Genomic DNA, 20912 nt, shown 5'->3' on the forward strand with positions numbered 1-20912 from the left:
CCTTCAGATATAAGGAGAACTGTCTTTGTCCTCTCCCGTTCCGGTCACCGTGCTCAGCGGCTTCCTCGGCGCCGGCAAGACCACCTTGCTGCGCCATCTGCTCAAGGCCGAGCACGGCTTGAAGATCGCCGTGATCGAAAACGAATTCAGTGATGCCGGCATCGATACCCAATTGTTGGGCGCAGAGCCGGTACAGGTCATGACCCTCTCCAACGGTTGCGTGTGCTGCACCATCCACACCGACCTGACCAAGGCGCTGTACTTGCTGCTCGAGCGGCTGGACAGCGGCGAAATCGCCTTCGACCGCCTGGTGATCGAGTGCACCGGCCTGGCCGATCCTGCGCCTGTGGCCCAGACCTTTTTCATTGATGAGGAACTGCGCGAGCGCTATATCCTCGATGGCATCATCACCCTGGTGGACGCGGCCCACGCCGAGCATCACTTGACCCAGACCATCGCCCAGGCCCAGATCGGCTTTGCCGACCGCCTGCTGGTGAGCAAGCGCGACCTGGTGGACGATGCCACTTTCACCGCCCTCAGCGAACGCCTGACCCGCATCAACCGCCGCGCACCGATCCGGGTGGTGGAGCATGGCAGGATTGACCTGGCCGAACTGCTCGACGTGCGCGGCTTCAACCTCAACGCCGGCATGAGTCTGCGCCCGGTCAGCGCTGCGCCATCGGTCGACCGTATTTCCAGCCTGGTGCTGCGCACCGACCAGCCGCTGGATATCGACCGCCTCAGTGAGTTCATGAACGCGCTGCTGGAAGACCATGGCAAGCAACTGCTGCGCTACAAGGGCGTGCTGAACATCGCCGGAGAGGATCGGCGCATGGTATTCCAGGGCGTGCTGAAGCTCTACGGCTTCGACTGGGACACCGAATGGGCCGAAGGCGAGGCGCGGGAGAGTGTGATTGTGTTTATTGCCGATGAATTGCCGGAAGACAAGATTCGCGAAGGCTTTGCCAGGGTCTACCAACCCACCTGACTTGAAATGCAACCAAATGTGGGAGGGGACTTGCCGCCGATAGCTGAGTGTCAGTCACCACAAGCAGCGACTGATAGATTGCCATCGGGGGCAAGCCCCCTCCCACACTTGACCGCATTTCAAATTGGCATAAAAAAGCCCGGCTCAAGAGCCGGGCTTTTCATTCAAGCAACTGCAATCAAGCGCCGTACACCGGCAGCTGCTTGCAGATGGCCTTGACCTTCTCACGTACCGCGTCGATCACGGCTTCGTTGTTCAGGTCCGCCAGGATGTCGCAGATCCAGCCGGCCAGTTCCTTGCACTCGGCTTCCTTGAAGCCACGGGTGGTCACAGCCGGGGTGCCGAAGCGCAGGCCGGAGGTGACGAACGGCGAACGTGGGTCGTTCGGCACGGAGTTTTTGTTCACGGTGATGAAGGCTTTGCCCAGGGCCGCGTCAGCATCTTTACCGGAAATGTCCTGCTTGATCAGCGACAGCAGGAACAGGTGGTTCTCGGTACCGCCGGACACCACGTCGAAGCCGCGTTCGATGAACACGCCGGCCATGGCCTTGGCGTTCTTGACCACTTGTTGCTGGTAGGTCTTGAACTCAGGCTGCAGTGCTTCCTTGAAGCAGATCGCCTTGGCCGCGATCACGTGTTCCAGCGGGCCACCCTGGGCGCCCGGGAATACGGCGGAGTTCAGCTTCTTCTCGATCTCGGCATTGGCGCGCGCCAGGATCAGGCCGCCACGTGGACCGCGCAGGGTCTTGTGGGTGGTGGTGGTGACCACATCGGCGTAAGGCACCGGGTTCGGGTAGACGCCAGCGGCGACCAGGCCTGCCACGTGAGCCATGTCCACAAAGAGATAGGCGCCGACCTTGTCAGCGATTTCACGGAAGCGCGGGAAGTCGAGGATCTGCGAGTAGGCAGAGAAACCGGCCACGATCATTTTTGGCTTGTGCTCGACCGCCAGGCGCTCGACTTCGTCGTAGTCGATCAGGCCGTTGGCATCGATACCGTATTGAACGGCGTTGTACAGCTTGCCGGAGGAGGACACGCTGGCGCCGTGGGTCAGGTGACCGCCGTGGGCCAGGCTCATGCCCAGGATGGTGTCGCCACCTTGCAGCAGGGCCAGGTACACCGCGCTGTTGGCCTGGGAACCGGCGTGCGGCTGGACGTTGGCGTAATCGGCGCCGAACAGCTCTTTGGCACGGTCGATGGCCAACTGCTCAACCACGTCGACGTACTCGCAACCACCGTAGTAGCGCTTGCCCGGGTAGCCTTCGGCGTACTTGTTGGTCAGCACCGAGCCTTGAGCCTCCATCACCGCAGGGCTGGTGTAGTTTTCCGAAGCGATCAGCTCGATGTGCTCTTCCTGGCGCACGGCTTCTTGCTCCATGGCGGCGAAGAGATCGGCGTCGTACTTGGCAATAGTCAAATCACGGCTGAACATGGCGGTCCTCAAGGATCGGGGCAGAAAAGGAGGGCATTCTAACCCAAGCGCTTATTGGAAGGGATATGAAACGTAGTCATGGGGATGAAGTGCCGGCTTCAAGTTGCAAGCTGCAAGCTGCAAGCTACAAGTAAAAGCAGATCCGCTTCTTCTTGCAGCTTGCAGCTTGCAGCTGCTCTGTTCATGTTCGATTGAGTGGAGCAATTGGCTCCACTCAATCGAACATGAACAGCGCATCATTGCTGAACTGCGCCTCGAACCGGTTCGCCGGCATCGGCCGTCCGAACAGGTAGCCCTGCACTTCATCGCAGCCATGCTCGCGCAGGAAGTCCAACTGCTCGTGGGTTTCCACGCCCTCGGCGATCACTGCCAGGTTCAGGCTGTGGGCCATGGCGATGATGGCACGGGCGATCTGTGCATCCTGCTCGCCGGAGGGCAGGCCGTCGACGAAGGTGCGGTCGATCTTCAGGACGTCGATGGGGAATTGCTTGAGGTAATTGAGCGATGAATAACCGGTGCCGAAGTCGTCGACCGCAATGCTCAGCCCCAGGTTTTTCAGGCTGGCGAGGATCTGCAGGGCTTCGTTGACTTCGCGCATCAGGATGCTTTCGGTCAGTTCCAGCTCCAGGCACGCCGGTGGCAGGCCGGTGTCCTTGAGGATGGTGGCGATGCGCGTGCCCAGTTGCCCGTCGGAGAACTGTCGCGCCGAGATGTTGACCGAGACTTTCGGCACCCGCACTTTGTTCTGGTGCCAGGTCTTGAGCTGGCGACAGGCTTCGCTGATCACCCAGTCGCCCACATCCACCACCAGCCCCAGCTCTTCCAGCACCGGAATGAAATCCCCCGGCGGCACCAGGCCGCGGCGTGGGTGGCGCCAGCGCAGCAGGGCTTCGGCGCCGGTCAGGCGTTTGCCGTCGCCGCTGAACTGCGGCTGGTAATAGAGCACGAATTCGTCCTGTTCCAGGGCGTGGCGCAGGTCGCTTTCCAGTTCCAGGCGTTCCAGGGCGCTGGCGTTCATGTCGGCCTGGTAGAACTGGAAGTTGTTCTTGCCGCGCTCCTTGGCGTGGTACATCGCCGTGTCGGCGTTTTTCATCAACTGGCTCAGCTCATTACCGTCCTGGGGACTCAAGGCGATGCCGATGCTGGCGGTCACGAAGAATTCGCGGCCTTCGAGCACGAACGGCTTCACCAGGCTCGCCAGAATCTGCTCGGCCACCGTGATCGCGCGGTTCAGCGCCATTTCGCGGTTGACACGTGGTTGCAACAGCAAGGTGAACTCGTCGCCGCCCATCCGTGCCACGGTGTCGTCTTCGGCCACGCAACCGAGCAGGCGCGTGGCCATTTCCTTGAGCATACGGTCGCCGGCGGCGTGGCCCAGGGAGTCGTTGATCGGCTTGAAACGGTCGAGGTCGAGGAACATCAAGACCACCCACGACTTCTGTCGCTCGGCCGACTGCAATGCGGTGTGCAGGCGATCCTGGAACAGGGTGCGGTTGGGCAGGTGAGTCAGGGCGTCGTAATAGGCGAGGCGGTGGATGCGCTGTTCGCTGGCCTTGCGCTCGCTGATATCGCTGAAGAAACACACGTAGCTGGCCAGGTCGCCTTCATCATCGAACACCGCCGTGATACCGACCCAGGCCGGGTAGTGCTCGCCATTGCGGCGCTTGAGCCACACTTCGCCTTCCCAGGTGCTGTGCTGGTGCAATTGCTTGAGCACGTAGCGCAGGTGGGCTTCCTGCTGTTCGTCGACGGTGAGCATGTTCGGCAGCTGGTCGAGTACATCGCTGACGGCGTAACCGCTGACCCGGCTGAAGGCCTCGTTGGCCTGCACGATATAGCCGGCCGGGTCGGTGATCAGGATCGCCGAGGTGGAATGCTCGAACACCGTGGCCGCCATGCGCAGGTCTTTTTCGGCCCGGCGTTGCTGGCTGATGTCACGGCCCACGCCGAGGACGCCTTCAAACGCGCCATGTTCGTCCCACACCAGCACCACGCGCAGCTCGATCGGCACTTTGCGCCCATCGGCGCGCAGGCAGTCGAACAGGAACAGTTGGGTCTGCACCTCATCGCGCAGGCTGTTCAGCGCCTCGGGATTACCGACGGCACGGCTGACCTGCTCCATCAGGCCATACATGCCCGTGAGCTGTTGCGGGTTGGCAATGATCGACTGCCAGCCGTTCTTGAACACCCAGTCCACGTCGTACCCCAGCACGGCGTTGACCGATGGGCTGACGTAGTTGAGGGCCAGTTGGCTGTCGGTGGAGCAGATCACGTCACTGATGCTTTCGGCCAGCATGCGGTAGCGTTGTTCGCTGTCGCGCAGGGATTCGCTGGCCTCGATCTGGTCGGTGATGTCTTTGGCCACGCCGATGATCCGTGTGACCACCGCCGAGGTGTCCCTGGCCAGGGCCTGTTCGCGAATGTCGAAGCGTCGCCACTGGTTGTTGCGGTGACGAAAGCGCAGCTGGCAGTGCAGTTGGGTCGTATAACCCACCTGGCGTTGCTGTTGACGCGCGTCGTGGTAATGCTCGGCGTCTTCGGGGTGCAGCAGGATTTCCCAGAAGTACTCACCCATTTTCTGCAGCTCGGCCTTGTTGTAGCCGAGGGTATGGCCCAGGTGATGGTTGCTGAAGATCATGCGCTGGCTGATCACGTCCTGCACATACAGGTGGTCGGGCACGGTGCGTACCACATCCGACCAGAAACTCTCGCGCTCGACCAGCGACAGCTCGATCAGCTTGCGGCTGGTGATATCGCTGATGCTGAGGATGACCGCCCTGATGTCATCCTGCTGTTCCGGCAAACGCATGACCAGCCACAGGTATTGTTCATTGCCCGTCACATCGTTGAGCTGGATTTCCAGCTCCAGTTGTTTTTGCCGGGTCAGTACGGCTTCCAGCACCTGGTGGCCGATAGCGGTGGCATTGTGCGGGGCATCGTCAATCAGACGCTCCCAGGCTTGCTCGCAGGAGCTCACGTTCAACAGCCGCACCGCCATCTGGTTGACCTCGGTGACGCGCAGCTCCTTGAGCAGTTTGCGCCGCTCGGCGGGGTTGGCCTGCAGCCAGGCGCGCAATTGTTCGCCGTCCTGTACCGCAGTCTTGTCGCAGAACGCCTTCAACCCCGACAGGTCGAGTACGCACAAGGCCACGCCGGTGCCTTCGAAAATATCCTGGTAACGTCGCCGGCCTTCATGCACCTGGCGCTGGCGCCGGCGCATGTTCAGCAGCACGATCACCGGGACCAGCGAAAAAGCCAGGCCCAGCAGGCATTTGCCGATAAAGGCCGGCAGCAGCTGTTCGAGCACCGCGCTGCGGTCGAACAGCCCGCGCAGTTGCCAGTCACTTTTGCTCAACGGTGTGACCAGCACGCTTTTATTCAACTCGTCCGGGGTCAACGCACTGGCCCACTGTGCGGGCATGCCGCTGTCACGGCTGACCACACGGTGATTCAAGCGATTCTCGATCGCCCACATCGGGCGCTGGCCCTGGGCATCCTGGCGGGTCAGGTTGGCCAGGTAAGTGGGCGCCAGGCGCAGCGCCCAGTACAGTTTCGACCCACCGCTGGGCTGGTGCAGCAACAGATAGATGACGGTGCCGTCGCTGTCGTTGCTCAGGTAATAGGCTTGGGCGTGGCTGCGCTTGACCAGTTCTTCGAGCAGGGCGCTGTCCTGGCTGTCGCTGGCGGTGTCGCTGATCAATGCGCCGCTGGGGGCGAGCAGGGCGAAGCTGCGCAATTCGGGAAATGAGCGCTGTAACGTGTGCATCAGGGCCAGTTGTTGTTCGGCGTTGCGCGGCGGCTCGACGATCGGCAGCAGATTCAAGGCGATCTGTGCGCTCAGGGCCATATTCTGGCTGATCTGTTCGGCCAGGTCGGCGCTGTAATCGATGGTGTATTGCTGCTGGTTTTTCTGGTTTTGCTGCAATTGGTCCAGCAGTTGCCAGAACAATAACGCGAGCAACACCAGCACAAGCGTCGCCAACGCGCCTTTAAAAGTGCCGTGCAGGGGCGCTCCCGGCGCTAGATGAGCGGCGCGCAAGGGCGTGGGCGGCGTGACTTTGGACAAGCTGTGATCCTGCGGTTTGGCTGGACTGGCGCGCGACGTGCACTATAAGCCGGACGCCCGGAGGGCGGCTAGCATGCCTTGAGTTGTGGCAAAGTGCCAGTCCCGCCTGGCTGGACTGCCCCAGCGCATTCAGGTAGCTTTGCCGGTTACGCGGGGGCGTTCCAGCCCCAGACATTCAGGCTTTTTTTCGCTCGCCGGCATTGATGATAGTCAACGGCCCGCGCGGCGCATGGCCTGGCACGGGCTTCGTCCGCTTAATTCATCAGTCACTGACGCTAGGTTCACCATGGCTCAATACGTCTTCACCATGCATCGGCTGGGAAAAGTTGTTCCGCCGAAGCGGGAAATCCTGAAAAACATTTCTCTGTCTTTCTTCCCTGGCGCCAAGATCGGCGTGCTCGGCCTCAACGGTTCGGGTAAATCCACGCTGCTGAAAATCATGGCCGGCGTCGACACCGAGTTCGAAGGCGAAGCCCGCCCGATGCCGGACCTGAACATCGGCTACCTGCCCCAGGAGCCGATCCTGGACCCGACCAAGACCGTGCGTGAAGTGGTCGAAGAGGCCGTCAGCGTGATCAAGGACGCCCAGGCGCGCCTGGACGAGGTCTACGCCGCCTACGCCGAGCCGGATGCCGACTTCGACAAGCTGGCCGCCGAACAGGCCAAGCTTGAAGCCATCCTGCAGGCCGGCGACGGTCATAACCTGGAGCGCCAGCTGGAAGTCGCCGCTGACGCCCTGCGCCTGCCGGCCTGGGACGCCAAGGTCGAACACTTGTCCGGTGGCGAGAAGCGCCGTGTGGCGCTGTGCCGCCTGCTGCTGTCGGCTCCCGACATGTTGCTGCTCGACGAACCGACCAACCACCTGGACGCCGATTCCGTCGCCTGGCTGGAGCACTTCCTGCACGACTTCCCGGGCACCGTGGTGGCGATCACGCACGACCGTTACTTCCTGGACAACGTCGCCGGCTGGATCCTCGAGCTCGACCGTGGCGCCGGTATCCCTTACGAGGGCAACTACTCCGGTTGGCTGGAAGCCAAGTCCGACCGTCTGGCCGCCGAATCCAAGCAGCAATCGGCCCATGAAAAAGCCATGAAGGAAGAACTGGAGTGGGTGCGTAAAGGCGCCAAGGCCCGTCAGTCCAAATCCAAGGCCCGTCTGCAACGCTTTGAAGAAATGCAGTCGCAGGAATTCCAGAAGCGCAGCGAGACCAACGAGATCTACATCCCGGCCGGTCCGCGCCTGGGTGACAAGGTCATCGAGTTCAAGAACGTCAGCAAAGGCTATGGCGACCGCGTGCTGATCGACAACCTGTCGTTCTCCATGCCAAAAGGCGCGATTGTCGGCGTTATCGGCGGTAACGGTGCGGGTAAATCCACGCTGTTCCGCATGCTGATGGGCAAGGAAACCCCGGATTCGGGCAGCATCGAGATCGGCGAAACCGTGCAACTGGCCTGTGTGGACCAGAGCCGTGAAGACCTCGATGGCAGCAAGACGGTGTTCCAGCAGATTTCCGACGGCTCCGACCAGATCCGTATCGGCAACTATGAAATCCCGGCGCGGACCTATGTGGGCCGTTTCAACTTCAAGGGCGGCGACCAGCAGAAGTTCGTCAAGGACCTGTCCGGTGGTGAGCGTGGCCGCTTGCACCTGGCCCTGACCTTGAAGGAAGGCGGCAACGTGTTGCTGCTCGACGAACCGTCCAACGACCTCGACGTTGAAACCCTGCGCTCCCTGGAAGAGGCCCTGCTGGACTTCCCGGGCGCCGCCATTGTGATCTCTCACGATCGGTGGTTCCTTGACCGCGTTGCGACCCACATCCTGGCTTACGAGGATGATTCGCAAGCGGTGTTCTTCGAAGGCAACTACACCGAGTACGAAGCGGACCGTAAAAAGCGCTTGGGCGAAGCCGCTGCCCAGCCGCACCGGGTACGCCACAAAAAACTGGCCTGATTGGGCAACGGGCGCCGCCCTGGCAGCGCCTGGACGCAGCAGCCTGTAGAAAAATACCCCTCGCGCAGGGGTATTTTTTTGCCCGGATTATGCCAGCGGCGCCAGCGCCGGCCGGCCTTGCAGCAATTCACCGACCACGCCCATGAACGCCTCGACCAACAGCGAGCGTGACTGTGAGCGCGTGAGGATCAGCAGGTGCACCCAGGCTTCGGGGTCTGCCAATGGTCGGTAGACCACGCCTTGCCTGGCCAGAGTGCGGGTGCACTGGGGCACCAGCGAGACACCCTGGCCCGCCGCCACCAGGGCGATGATCGAAGTGATCTGGCGCCCCGCGGGGCCCGGGCGCAGCGTCAGGCCGTGGCGTTGGTACAGCTGCTCGATGGAACCGTTGAGGCCTGAACCGTAATCGCTGGGAAACAGAATCAACGGAAACTCACTGAGCTGGGTGAGGGTGACTTCGTCCTGGCCCGCTAATGGGTTGTCGCTGCAAAGCGCTGCGACCAGCGGTTCCTGCCCCAACGACAACACCTCGACGTCGGTTTGCCCGGCCTCCGGCAGCAGGCGGCTCATGCCGATGTCGATGCGACCGTCCAGCACGTGCGCATGCAGGCTGCCGGAAGCACTCTCTACCAGGGTCAGTTGCACCTCGGGAAAACGCTGGGCGAAGGCTCGCAGGGTTTGGCTGAACAGCTCCGACAGCGCGATGGAGCTGGCATAGCCCACCACCAGTTGACCGGTGGCGCCGGCGGCCAGCTTGGCGGCAATGTCCTGCGCGAGCCGGGCGTGTTCCAGCGCGGCGCGGGCATAGGGTAGAAAGTGCCGGCCCTGGGCGGTCAGGGTGACCGTGCGGCTGGTGCGGTCGAACAGACGAAAGCCGAGCTCGGTTTCCAGGGCCGAGATCTGCCGCGTCAGGGGCGGCTGGGCGAGGTGCAGGCGCTGCGCCGCGCGACCGAAGTGCAACTCTTCGGCGACCGTCAGGAAGTAACGTAACTTGCGTAAATCAAGCATTCTGTTTCCTGGGTATTGATCGGTCCGAATTCGGTATTGGTGTTCGCCACGCTGGGCATTCTATAAAGATCCTCGACAATAAGACGAGAGGTCCCATGAACCCGCGCTTGCATCACGCCCGCCTTGCCGTGTTTCTGTGTGGCTGTGCGGCGTTCCTGAATCTCTACGCGACCCAGAGCATCCTGCCTGTGTTTGCCGCAAGCTTCCAGGTGAGCGCCCGGCAGGCCGGGTGGAGCATTACCGTAACCACCCTGGCGGTGGCACTGACTGCGCCGTTTGTCGGGCGCCTGACCGGACGTTTCGAGCAACGCACAGTGATTGTCGCGGCCGCCTTGCTGCTGGCGCTGCCGACGCTGCTGACGGCCTATGTGGACAGCTTTGCCGAGCTGCTGGTGTGGCGGTTTATCGAAGGTATGTTGATCCCGGTGGTGTTCGCCACCAGCGTGGCCTATATCGGCGACCGCTGGCGCGCAGCGACCGTCACCGAAATCACCAGCCTGTACGTCGCGGGTACGGTACTCGGCGGGTTTGCCGGGCGCTTTGTCTCCGGGGTCATGACCCAATATGTCGGCTGGCGCGAAGCCTTCGAGCTGTTGGCGCTGATCAGCCTGGCGGTCGGCCTGCTGATCCTGTTGCTGCTGCCGGCCAATCCAGTGGCACGTCCCAACCTCGCGGCCTTGGGCGCGCACGGGGTGCGCCGGCTTCTGCGCAAACCCTTGCTGGCGGCCTATGGCGTCGGTTTCTGCGTGCTGTTCTCACAAGTCGCCACCTTTACCTATGCCGGCCTGTATCTCAGCCAGGCACCGTTCAACCTGGGCGCCGCCGCCCTGGGGACACTGTATGCCGTGTTCCTGCTGGCGCTGGTGGTGATTCCCATTGCCGGGCGCTTGAGCAAATCGCGACCGCACTCGCAGTTACTGAGCGCCGCCGTGGCGCTCGGCCTCTGCGGTTCGGCCCTGACCTTGTTGCCGTCCCTGGGGCTGATCGTGCTGGGCCTGGCCCTGAGCTCGACCGGCGTATTCCTGGCCCAGGCCTGCGCCAATGCCTACATCGCCACCACGGCCGGGCAGGACAAGTCCGGCGCCGTGGGCCTGTACCTGACCGGCTATTACCTGGGCGGCAGCGCCGGCGCCGTGGCCCCGGCGCTGCTCTGGGAGCAGTGGGGCTGGCCGGGCTGCGTGGCGTTGATCGCAGGTTTTCAGCTGTTGTCGCTGGTAATCGCCCTGCTGGGTTGGAAACAGGTAAACAGCCAGGCACCGATCGCCGGCCGACGCTCCAAACCGGCCTGATGTTTCATCCAATAAAGGACTATGAGAGGTGAATATGACTGACACCCTGATCAAGCGCAGCCAGCTGTTGAAAATCGTCGAACCGGTATTGAATGACATGCCGGCCAGTACCTTGCGGCATGCCCTGTTCGAAGCCGTTTGGGCTCAGGAAGAGGCGCTGATGGATATCGAAGAGGCTTTTGCGCGACTCACCTCGCGTCGGCATTCGCCGGCGGTACTGCGCAAGTTCTTCGCCAGTTGGTCGAAAACCAATAACTCGGCGGCCAGTGTGTCCGGCCTGGCCAACCGGATTACCTTGCTGGCGCGTTCGGACGCAGGCTCTGCTGCCGCCGCGCAGCTGTACCGTGCGTGCGGCAGCCTGCAGCGCATTACCGATGAAGACTTGGGCGCGTTGGGCAACACTGTGCACGCGGACCTGTTCTACACCATGGCGACCGCGCTGTGCGGCGATGACCAGTGGATGTTGAAGGACAATTGCCTGCCCTCGGCCCAGGCCTTCAAGGATTGGACCGACAGCCGTCGCCTGCGTGATCGCGACCTGTTGCAGGGATTGCTGACCACGTTGATCCACGAGGTGTACACCCACGGCGAAGTGGAGTTCATCCATCCGTTGTACTCGCAGTGGTTCGTGCGGGACATGGGCGTGCCGCCGGAGAAATCCCGTGCGACGGTGGCCTGGGTCACCGTGCACACCGGCGGCACCGAGAGCAACCATTTCGCCCATGCGGTGGCGGCGGTGAACGAGTTCACCAGCGCCTTGCAGATTGAAGTGGACCCCGCCACGGCGCGCGACATTTTTGCCGAATACCTGCAGCGTAAAGCCAGCGTGATGAACGACTGTGCACAGTTGCTGGGTTGAACCGGCGGTTTAGCCTGAGAGCCTCTGATCCAGATGAACACCCTGAAGCCAACCGCAGCCCCGTCGTTGTCGCCGCCTGACTCGGCAAGCGTGCGTCGCCGTTCCCTGGTGGCCGGTTGCGGCGCGCATGCCGTGCACGACGGCCTGACCGATGTGATCTACGTGCTGTTGCCGATCTGGCAAGCGCAATTCGGCCTCAGCTACGCCCAGGTCGGCCTGTTGCGCGGTGCCTATGCGGGCATGATGGCCGGTTTCCAGCTACTGGCCAGCCGCGCTGCGGCGCGCTGGGGACGCGAACGTCTGCTGGTGGGCGGCACTGCGCTCGCGGGCCTGGCCTACCTGCTGGCCGGCCAGGCCGGTGGGCTGGCGGTGCTGCTGGTGGCGCTGCTGCTGGGCGGTCTGGGTGCAAGTACGCAGCACCCCCTGGCTTCGTCGCTGATCACCGATACCCACGAGGCGGGCGGGGGCGTCAAACAAGCGCTGTCGCAATACAACTTCAGCGGGGATATCGGCAAGACCCTGATCCCGGGGTTGATCGGCCTGTTGCTGGCGGTTATCAGTTGGCGCGCCAGTGTCACCCTGCTGGGTGTACTCGGGCTGCTGGCGGCCGGCCTGTTGTGGTGGCTGATCCCGGCACGCACCGAGGGTTCGGCGGCGCCGGTGAAAGCCACCCGCGCGGGCGGCGGCGCCGGTTCCGCGAGCGGGCTGCGCGCGCTGATCGTGACCGGCACGCTGGACAGCGCAGTGCGCATGGGTTTTCTCACGTTCCTGCCGTTTTTGCTCAAGGCCAAGGGGGCCGGGCCTGCGGGCATTGGCCTGGCGCTGACGATGCTGTTCGTGGGGGGCGCGTTCGGCAAATTGTTGTGCGGTTACCTCGGTGCGCGCATCGGCATGATGAAGACGGTGTGGGCCACGGAGTTCACCACGGCGGTGTTGATCGTCATGGCGGTGTACCTGCCCTACGCCGGCTTGATGGTGATGTTGCCGCTGCTGGGGCTGGCGCTCAATGGCACGTCGTCGGTGCTGTACGGCGCGGTGCCGGACCTGGCGGGGCCGGGCCGGCGCGACCAGGCGTTTGCAGTGTTCTACACCGGCACCATCGGTGGCGGCGCATTGGCGCCGGTGCTGTTCGGCAGCCTCGGAGATACCACCGGCGTGCCCGTGGCCGTCTTATTGCTGGCCGCCACCTTGTTGCTCACCTTGCCGCTGTCCTGGCGGGTTCAGCGAGGGCTGGAGGCCCAGGCCCGGTAGGGCGAACGAATTTTTCAGCGTGTTCTGGCAGGTATAACAATGAATAACAGTGAACCGTCTGCCGTGTCATTGCCGTTGTCCCGGCGTGCGCAACGCCTCAGCGCACCGGGCACGTCCAGCATGCGCAGCAAAGCCAATGCCTTGAAAGAAGCCGGCGTCAACGTGATCAATTTTGCCGCCGGTGAATTGACCTTCGATGCCTGCCCGGCCATGAAAGCTGCCGCGAGCGATGCGCTGGCCAATGCGCGCAACCGCTATACGCCGCCCATCGGCTTGCCCCAGTTGCGCCAGGCGCTGGCGCAGCGGGTCACTCAGCGCTGCGGCGTGAACTACACCGCCGATGAAGTCGCCGTAACCGCCGGTGCCAAGCAGGCGCTGTATAACGCCGCAATGGTACTGCTCGATCCGGGGGATGAGGTCATCGTTGCGGTGCCGTACTGGGAAACCTTTCCCACCCAGATCCAGTTGGCCGGTGGCGTTCCGGTCTATGTCGACACGGCAGCCGATGACTATCGCCTCACCTGCACGGCAGTCGAAAACGCCCTGACCTCACGCACCCGCATGATTGTGATCAACACCCCGAACAATCCGACGGGCACGGTTTATCAGCGCGAACAACTGTTGGGGATCGCTCGGCTCGCGTTCGAACACCGGCTGTGGGTGGTGTTCGACGAGTGCTACCGCAAGCTGGTGCGCGCGCCCCATGAACATCACAACATCGTCTCGCTGTTTGCGCCGCTCAAACACCAGACGGTGCTGGTCGATTCGTTTTCCAAGAGCCACGCGGTCACCGGCTGGCGGGTAGGGTATGCGTGCGCGCCCGCGGCGGTCATCGCCGCCATGCACAACCTGCAGGGGCACACGACATCCAACCCCAGCAGCCTCTCTCAATACGCCGCGCTCGGCACCCTGATGGCGGACGCGCCGCACTTTACCCGCCAGGTCAACGCCTTCCTCGACCAGCAACTGCTCGCGGCCTGCACTTGCCTGGGGCATATCGATGACATCACCTGCGCCCCGCCGGAAGGGGCGTTCTATCTGTTTGTCGATGTGTCGCGCAAATTGGGTGGCCGCTACCTGGGCACCGTTATCCGCGATGTCGACCACCTGGCCGATCTGTTATTGACCGAGGCCCATATCGCGGTGGTGCCCGGCTCCGGCTGCGGCGACCGCAACAGTATCCGCATCTCCTACGCCGTTGAGCGTGAAGCGTTGATCGAAGGCCTCACGCGCTTCGCGCGCTTCATGGCAGAAATCGTTGCGCACTAACCCCACCCAAAAGGATATGAGCCGTGGAAAATCTGAGCCGCCAATTTATCGGGTACGTGAACCAGGCGCTGGTGGATGTCGAGGACCGACATCTGGCCCAGGCCCTGCTCAGCGGTTTCAACCACCAGCCTGCCGAGCTGGACAGGTACTGCGAGACCTATGTCGACATGACTTCCAGTAACTGGAGCGAGTCGTCGCTGTGTACGTTCTTCTGCGGCTGGCGCAGCCCGGACGGCGCCGCCCATGCTGTCTCAAGCATCATTGTGCGCATTCTCCAGGAGTCGGCATCCCTGGCCGACGACGCTCGGCTGCAGATGCTCGACGCGGCGGCGCACTGTGGCGAGATCATTGTCGAGGACATCGGATTGGGCGAAATGCACGGGCATCCGCACCACTCCAAGCTGTATTACCGCATGGCTTCGGCGATATGCGGCTCGGATGAATGGCGCCTGCAGGACAAATTCCTGAACCCGATCACCAAGGAATTTTCCGGCTGGGTTGGCGAAAAACGCCCGTTGGCGCCGCAGCTCATTGAGGCGCTGGAAATGATGGCCATGACGGAGCTGTTCAACACCGGCGAATACAACCTGATGACGCCGTTATGGAAGCAGTGGTTGCGCGATGTGCGCGGCTACAGCGCCGGTGAGACCAGCCGCGTGGCGAGCTTTCTCAGCGTGCATTGCGGCAGCGTGGAAGCGCGCCACTTCAAGCATGCGGCAGAGGCGTTGCGGTTGTACGCCAGCGCCACCGGGCAGGCCGTCGATTACAGCCGTATCGCGCGGCTATCCGGGGAATACGTGGCCAGGGCCTGTGAGCATCTGCAAAAGATGGCGTCGGTGCTCAAGTGTGAACAGCCCGCCTGGGATTGAGGCGGCCCGATAACCCCCGTTGTGCCGCTGACCTGGAGCCTGAACCTTATGATGGACACCGACGCGCGCCGACGCCCTCTGTCGGCGCTACTGGATAGCACCCGTTGCCTGCGCGTACTCGAAGCCCATAGCCCGATATCGGCGTTGCTCGCGCAGCGCGCCAGGCTGGAAATCAGCCCCGGGCATACAGTGGGGTACGACGCCATCTGGTCCAGTTCGCTGACCGACTCGACCCAGCGCGGGTTACCCGATATCGAAATTCTCTCGCCCAGCAACCGCTTGCCGGGGATCCGCGAAATATTCGATGTGTGTTCGCTGCCGCTGATATTCGATGCCGACACCGGCGGCAAGCCCGAACATTTCGCGATTCATATCAAGATGCTGGAGCGTGCGGGCGTCTCTGCGGTGGTGATCGAAGACAAGTGCGGCTTGAAGAAGAATTCACTGTTCGGTACCGAGGTCGACCAGGCGCAGGAGTCCATCGAGACCTTTTGCGCCAAGCTCCAGGCCGGTTGTGCCAGTCGCACCGGCTCGGGGCTGATGCTGATTGCACGGTGTGAAAGCTTGATCCTCGATCGCGGTATGGAAGAGGCGATGGCGCGGTGCCTGGCGTATGTGGAGGCGGGGGCGGATGGCATCATGATCCACAGCCGCAGACAGGATGGCCTGGAAATCCTCGAGTTCGCCAGGCAGTTTCGTCGGCAACGGCCCAAGGTTCCGCTGATTTGTGTGCCCACCAGCTACGCTCACCTGAAGTTCGAGGTGTTGGAGCAGGCAGGTTTCAACGCGGTGATTTACGCCAATCACATGTTGCGCAGTGCCTATCTGGCTATGCGCGACACCGCGGTGGGCATACTCGCCTATGGCAGGACCCTGGAACTGGAGCCGCGCTGCCTGGGCATCGAGGAAATACTCGACCTCGTGCCCGGGACGCGCTAACGCGATGCGTGGGGCTGTCGTACAGCCTTTCACTCATCGGTGCATGTGTCGGGTTGAAATCCCCGTTTCAGGGCGAAAATCGCTGTTTATTTATACAAATGCACCATTTAAATTCATAAAGGCGACATTTTGCCCTGTCGCGGTGCGAAATGAATTGATAAAGTCCGGCTCAATCTCTGTTTAACAACAATCATTTTGCCGAGACTTTTCATGAGCGAATCCGTCGAATCCTTCCTTGCCCACCTCAAGAAACGCGACCCCGACCAACCGGAATTCCATCAGGCCGTAGAGGAAGTCCTGCGCAGTCTGTGGCCGTTTCTTGAAGCCAACCCCCATTACCTGGCCTCGGGCATTCTGGAGCGCATGTGCGAGCCGGAACGCGCCATTACCTTTCGGGTGTCGTGGGTGGATGACCATGGCAAGGTCCAGGTCAATCGCGGTTTCCGTATCCAGATGAACAGTGCCATCGGCCCGTACAAGGGCGGTTTGCGCTTCCATCCCTCGGTGAACCTGGGCGTGTTGAAATTCCTCGCCTTCGAGCAGACCTTCAAGAACTCCCTGACCTCGTTGCCCATGGGCGGCGGCAAAGGCGGTTCGGACTTCGATCCCAAGGGCAAGAGCGACGCCGAAGTGATGCGCTTCTGCCAGGCGTTCATGAGCGAGCTGTACCGCCACATCGGTGCGGACGTGGACGTACCGGCCGGCGATATCGGCGTGGGCGCACGGGAAATCGGCTTCCTGTTCGGTCAGTACAAACGCCTGGGCAATCAATTCATGTCCGTCCTGACCGGCAAAGGCATGACCTACGGCGGCAGTCTGATCCGTCCGGAAGCCACTGGTTTTGGCTGTGTGTATTTCGCTGAGGAAATGCTCAAGCGCCAGGGCCAGCGGGTCGAGGGCAAGCGCGTGGCGATCTCGGGTTCCGGCAACGTGGCGCAATACGCGGCGCGTAAAGTGATGGACCTGGGGGGCAAGGTGGTTTCCCTGTCGGACTCCGAAGGGACGTTGTACGCCGAAAGCGGTTTGACCGAGGAACAATGGTCGGCCCTGCTGGCGCTGAAAAACGTGCAGCGTGGTCGTATCAGCGAACTGGCCGAGCGTTTCGGCCTGGAGTTTCGCAAGGGTCAAACACCCTGGGCGCTGGCGTGCGATATCGCGCTGCCCTGCGCCACCCAGAACGAACTCGACGCTGATGCTGCCCGCACACTGTTGCGCAATGGCTGCATCTGCGTGGCCGAAGGTGCCAACATGCCGACCACCCTTGAAGCGGTGGATATCTTTATCGACGCGGGCATTCTGTTCGCGCCGGGCAAGGCATCCAATGCCGGCGGCGTGGCCGTCAGTGGCCTGGAGATGTCGCAGAACGCCATGCGCCTGCTTTGGACCGCGGGTGAAGTGGACAGCAAGCTGCACAACATCATGCAGTCGATCCACCATGCCTGCGTGCACTACGGCGAGGAAAATGGCCGGGTCAACTATGTGAAGGGCGCGAACATCGCAGGCTTCGTCAAAGTCGCCGACGCGATGCTGGCCCAGGGTATCGTCTAGACGTCGGGTTCGATGCCCAGCACTTCGATCAACTGATCGCCGACGGGCCGTCGCCACAGCACCTCGTCACCCACCTGGGCGCCCAGCAACGCGCGGCCCAGGGGCGAACCCCAGTTGATCAGGCCCGCGTTGGCGTCGGCCTGATCTTCGCCGACCAACTGGATGCGCTGCTGCTCGTCCTGCTCGTTGGCGAAGGTCACCCAACTGCCGATCTGTACCTTGTCGATAGCGGTGGCCGGCGCAACGACCTGGGCGCTGTGTACGCGCTGGTTGAAGTAGCGCAAATCCCGCTCAAGATCGGCCTGGCGTTGCTTGTCTGCCTGCTCGCCCTTGGCGGATTCGTTGCTGTATGCCTGCTGCAATTGCGCCACCTTGGCCTGCAGTTGCGCCAACCCTTGCGCGGTCAGGCGGTTGGGCTGTTCGCTGACCTGACGCTCCACCGGCTGGTCGGCCTGGGCGGCAGCGTTGTCCTCATTTACAAAAGCTCGGCTCATGACGTTCTCCTTCAATGGAGTTTGGGCCATGTTCACCGCCAGATCGTTCCCACGCTCATTGCGAGCGATAGGCTTTGGCCGCGTCACGGTCTTTTTCCTCCTGCCACTCGTGCTCGCGATCGTTCCTGCGGTTGTCCTGATACTCGCGCAGTTTCTCGTTCTCACGCATGGCTTTGCACTGGCGGAAACCGTCTTCCCAGCCTTCGGCGTAGTGCCGATCTTTCAGATAGCGTGGCACGTTCTTGCGAAACTCGCCCGTGATCACCCCGGCGGCCTGGCGACCGCTGCTGCAGCCGTCGTCAAAGCCGTCAGCGAACGCGGGTGGATAACCCTTGGCCAGCAACTCCTGATGGGTTGTCTGGCAGCCCGTCAGCCACACCACTGCACACAGCATTAGCGCATACCGCCACATGGCGTACTCCCTGGCCGATCCACGGCTGATAGGGAGAGTCTAGAAGGGGATTTGTCTGAGGGGGGTGAAAGATGTGTGAGAAAGGTGTTGGTTAAAGGGCCATCAACGACGCTTCCCTTTAAATTGCAGGACATTTCCTAGAGAATCTCTAGTCTATTGCGCCTTAAGGTTTGGGTTACTAGTCTCCTGGCTTCGCTGTGAAAACGGCGTCCGGGTTTAGCGACCCGAACCACCGAGACTCATCCTCTTTACACCCTTGGCTGGCGAATTTTTTGCCTGCTGATACCGTGTTATGGCGGCTGTGCGCGGGAGATCTTCGGATCTGCCGGGTGTCTAGGTGACCGGTTCGCTAACCCGCGTACAGCTGCCACCCCTTCATGTTTAGCGACGTGCTGTGGTGGTCCTTTATTTCACTTAGAGGTACACCATGTCTAAAGTCATTCCTGATCCACCTCTGTCGTCAATCACTACCCTCGGCGTCGTCACCTTCGGCGACTACGGCGAAAACGAAAAGCCGCTATTCCGTGTCAATTCCGGCATGCCAATTGATGAGGCGCTGGAGCATGCCTCTACCTTGCTTTACTACTCCAAAAAGCTTGCCATGGAGGCCGCAATGGATGTGCGTGGCGAGCAATATGCGTGGGCTGCGCATTACTTGTGTGAGATGGGCAAAGCAGTAGTGGATGACCTGAGCCAAGCGATGACACCCGCGAAGTAAAACAGCATTACCCTGTGGCGAGCTCGCTCGCCACAGTTTTAACTTCGGTCTGTCGGTGTAGACTTTATTCGTAATAACCCACTGTCTTTTTTAGCTGGTCGGCGTATTCGTAAATCTCGTCAATGGATGAAATAGCGTGTCGGGTCTCATTCTTTTCTTCGTCGAATACCCCGAGGTACTTTTGGCTACGATTGAAGTGGAGTCGGCAGATGGGCTTACGGTTGTTATCGTCCAGTAATATCCCAAAATAGCTTTGGGTATCACGTTGAACGATTCGTTTGGCATCGACAACTGAGCGCACGACAGCGCGGACGATGTGGTAACCCTCCAGCTCTTCAAGGGTTGTGAGAATTTTATCTTCTGCTTCGTTTTGTTCCTGTATGGCTGCATTCGTGCTGTTCGCGATAGACAATGACGTTAGGGTCGGCTGAATTGCACCACTCATTGCAGACTTAAGTCGCTCATTAATTTGATCATTCAAAAATTGAGCTAACGCTTTTCGTGTCAGTTCGAAAAATTGCTCACGTACTTTCTGCGTGATTACTCCTTCGTAAACACGGGACGCGAAGAACTTCACGAAGTCGTCTTCTGGTTTACTGATTTGGGCGCCAATGAGCTTCTTGAGTTGGCTGACGTATTTCAATTCTCCCGCTGCGCTGATGATTGAGTCGACATCGAAGGCCGATTTGGTAAGTTTTATCAGCTCTGGTACGGAGTATTCATCAATGTCCAGCAGATCCAGCTCTAGAAATGGCTTTTCGTCCATTTTATTAGGGGCGTCCAGGTCTGTAAAAAATCTGTAGACCTGGCCGTTGGTAAGAATTGAGATTCTTGCACTCGTGACGTGAAAGTACCGAAAGAGCTGCGACGCGTGATTAATGCTCAATGACTCGCCGATCTTTTTGCATTCGATGAGTATCTGAACTTCGCCATCTTTCATGATTGCGTAGTCGATTTTTTCACCTTTTTTCGTCCCGACATCGCAGACAAATTCGGGCGTCACCTCCTGTGGGTCAAACACGTCGTAACCCAACACGGTGTTGATAAAAGGCATTACAAAAGCATTTTTTGTAGCTTCTTCCGTCTGGATGGCGGCGCCTTGCAGGCGCACCTTTGACGCCAGACTGGTGAGTTTTTCAAGAAATTCCATATAAGCCTCTTACCCTATTCGGATCCGTGTATAGAAGTGGTGGCAAATTGATTGCCATCCGATACTAGACACAAAACCTCATAAAGAGAATGAAGTGAGAGGTAGTTTGTTTCGACTGAAAAAAGCTAAAAAGGCGTCTGAAATTTCCGGTCTATTTTTCAATGAGTTACGAGAGTGCTATGCATCAGTGCTTGCAGGCAAAAGGCTGATAATCCTGAGCAGCTTAGATGGATGGATCACTTTCGTGGTTTGCGAGCGTTGTCCAGCACAGCATATTCAGCCAATTCTTGCTGGATAAACGCCGTAATCATCGCGCGATATACCTGCTCAGTAACCTCAGGGTTGGCGCCGAGTACCTGGGATAACCCCCGCACCTTGGCGAGCACCTGTTCAACTCGTTGTGGCGCCTTGACGCCATCGGTGTCGTTTTTGAAGCGTGCGGCTTGGGAGACCTAGTGGCCATGTTCGGCGATCAGAGTGACTATTTGTTGGTCAAGGAGGTCGATGTTATTGCGGACTTCTTCGAGGGTAGTGGAGCGAACGGCCATATTGAGTGAGCTCCTGATTATGCGAGCAATGCTAATAAAATGTGGGAGGGGGCTTGCCCCCGATGGCGGTGTGTCAGTCAAGCTTCCCGTCACTGACACTCTGCTATCGGGGGGCAAGCCC

Annotated in this window: 16 protein-coding genes and 1 pseudogene; 10 read left to right on the plus strand and 7 right to left on the minus strand. The window is 60.7% G+C overall.

Going from position 1 to position 20912, the window contains the following annotated elements; genetic code table 11:
- Nucleotides 1-25 precede the first annotated feature (25 nt).
- On the plus strand, nucleotides 26-988 hold the full coding sequence (gene yjiA, locus BFQ04_RS18970) for a GTPase (protein WP_065952120.1): 963 nt from the start codon (nucleotides 26-28) through the stop codon (nucleotides 986-988).
- A 178-nt stretch (nucleotides 989-1166) separates the two neighbouring features.
- Here yjiA and glyA read toward each other — a convergent pair whose 3' ends face one another.
- Both glyA and BFQ04_RS18980 read right to left on the minus strand, forming a co-directional pair.
- Complete coding sequence (gene glyA / locus BFQ04_RS18975) at nucleotides 1167-2420, minus strand: serine hydroxymethyltransferase (protein ID WP_065952121.1); 1254 nt, start codon at nucleotides 2418-2420, stop codon at nucleotides 1167-1169.
- Nucleotides 2421-2634: 214 nt separating this feature from the next.
- Entirely contained in the window at nucleotides 2635-6486 is a 3852-nt protein-coding gene (locus BFQ04_RS18980; protein WP_065952122.1) for a sensor domain-containing protein, read from the minus strand.
- Between the two features lie 286 nt (nucleotides 6487-6772).
- On the opposite strand from BFQ04_RS18980, the gene ettA reads away from it, so the two are divergent.
- Nucleotides 6773-8437, plus strand: coding sequence for an energy-dependent translational throttle protein EttA (ettA, locus tag BFQ04_RS18985; protein WP_065952123.1), 1665 nt, complete (start codon nucleotides 6773-6775; stop codon nucleotides 8435-8437).
- An 87-nt stretch (nucleotides 8438-8524) separates the two neighbouring features.
- Here the strand turns inward: ettA and BFQ04_RS18990 are convergent, their stop codons facing one another.
- Nucleotides 8525-9445, minus strand: coding sequence for a LysR family transcriptional regulator (locus tag BFQ04_RS18990; RefSeq protein WP_065952124.1), 921 nt, complete (start codon nucleotides 9443-9445; stop codon nucleotides 8525-8527).
- 95 nt (nucleotides 9446-9540) lie between these two features.
- Between BFQ04_RS18990 and BFQ04_RS18995 the strand changes: the two genes are divergently transcribed.
- The 7 genes from BFQ04_RS18995 (at nucleotide 9541) to gdhA (ending at nucleotide 17469) form a co-directional block, all read left to right on the plus strand.
- Nucleotides 9541-10734 carry an MFS transporter gene (locus BFQ04_RS18995; RefSeq protein ID WP_065952125.1) on the plus strand — a complete coding sequence of 398 codons (1194 nt, stop codon included), beginning with the start codon at nucleotides 9541-9543 and terminating at the stop codon, nucleotides 10732-10734.
- Nucleotides 10735-10768: 34 nt separating this feature from the next.
- Nucleotides 10769-11593, plus strand: a complete 825-nt coding sequence (locus tag BFQ04_RS19000) for a hypothetical protein (protein ID WP_065952126.1) — start codon at nucleotides 10769-10771, stop codon at nucleotides 11591-11593.
- A 33-nt stretch (nucleotides 11594-11626) separates the two neighbouring features.
- A complete protein-coding gene (locus BFQ04_RS19005; protein ID WP_065952127.1) occupies nucleotides 11627-12844 on the plus strand; it encodes an MFS transporter in 1218 nt (405 codons plus the stop codon).
- A gap of 39 nt (nucleotides 12845-12883) precedes the next feature.
- The gene (locus BFQ04_RS19010) at nucleotides 12884-14113 is read left to right on the plus strand and encodes an aminotransferase class I/II-fold pyridoxal phosphate-dependent enzyme (RefSeq protein WP_065952128.1); all 1230 of its coding nucleotides are present in this window, start codon (nucleotides 12884-12886) and stop codon (nucleotides 14111-14113) included.
- A gap of 23 nt (nucleotides 14114-14136) precedes the next feature.
- A complete protein-coding gene (locus BFQ04_RS19015; protein ID WP_065952129.1) occupies nucleotides 14137-14982 on the plus strand; it encodes a hypothetical protein in 846 nt (281 codons plus the stop codon).
- Between the two features lie 48 nt (nucleotides 14983-15030).
- Nucleotides 15031-15921, plus strand: coding sequence for a phosphoenolpyruvate mutase (gene aepX / locus BFQ04_RS19020; protein WP_065952130.1), 891 nt, complete (start codon nucleotides 15031-15033; stop codon nucleotides 15919-15921).
- A 210-nt stretch (nucleotides 15922-16131) separates the two neighbouring features.
- A complete protein-coding gene (gene gdhA / locus BFQ04_RS19025) occupies nucleotides 16132-17469 on the plus strand; it encodes an NADP-specific glutamate dehydrogenase (protein WP_065952131.1) in 1338 nt (445 codons plus the stop codon).
- Here the strand turns inward: gdhA and BFQ04_RS19030 are convergent.
- Nucleotides 17466-17963, minus strand: a complete 498-nt coding sequence (locus BFQ04_RS19030; protein ID WP_065952132.1) for a GreA/GreB family elongation factor — start codon at nucleotides 17961-17963, stop codon at nucleotides 17466-17468. The genes gdhA and BFQ04_RS19030 overlap by 4 nt on opposite strands.
- Nucleotides 17964-18018: 55 nt before the next feature.
- Nucleotides 18019-18375, minus strand: coding sequence for a hypothetical protein (locus tag BFQ04_RS19035; protein WP_065952133.1), 357 nt, complete (start codon nucleotides 18373-18375; stop codon nucleotides 18019-18021).
- 427 nt (nucleotides 18376-18802) lie between these two features.
- Between BFQ04_RS19035 and BFQ04_RS19040 the strand changes: the two genes are divergently transcribed.
- Complete coding sequence (locus BFQ04_RS19040; RefSeq protein ID WP_065952134.1) at nucleotides 18803-19093, plus strand: DUF3077 domain-containing protein; 291 nt, start codon at nucleotides 18803-18805, stop codon at nucleotides 19091-19093.
- A gap of 64 nt (nucleotides 19094-19157) precedes the next feature.
- Here the strand turns inward: BFQ04_RS19040 and BFQ04_RS19045 are convergent, their stop codons facing one another.
- Together BFQ04_RS19045 and BFQ04_RS19050 are read right to left on the minus strand one after the other, a co-directional pair.
- On the minus strand, nucleotides 19158-20243 hold the full coding sequence (locus tag BFQ04_RS19045) for a type I restriction endonuclease (RefSeq protein ID WP_065952135.1): 1086 nt from the start codon (nucleotides 20241-20243) through the stop codon (nucleotides 19158-19160).
- Between the two features lie 236 nt (nucleotides 20244-20479).
- Nucleotides 20480-20791: pseudogene (locus BFQ04_RS19050) on the minus strand (chorismate mutase).
- Between the last annotated feature and the right edge of the window lie 121 nt (nucleotides 20792-20912).

It is taken from the genome of Pseudomonas sp. 37 R 15 (assembly GCF_900004865.1).
In the GTDB taxonomy this organism is placed as follows: Bacteria; Pseudomonadota; Gammaproteobacteria; order Pseudomonadales; family Pseudomonadaceae; genus Aquipseudomonas; species Aquipseudomonas fluorescens_AM.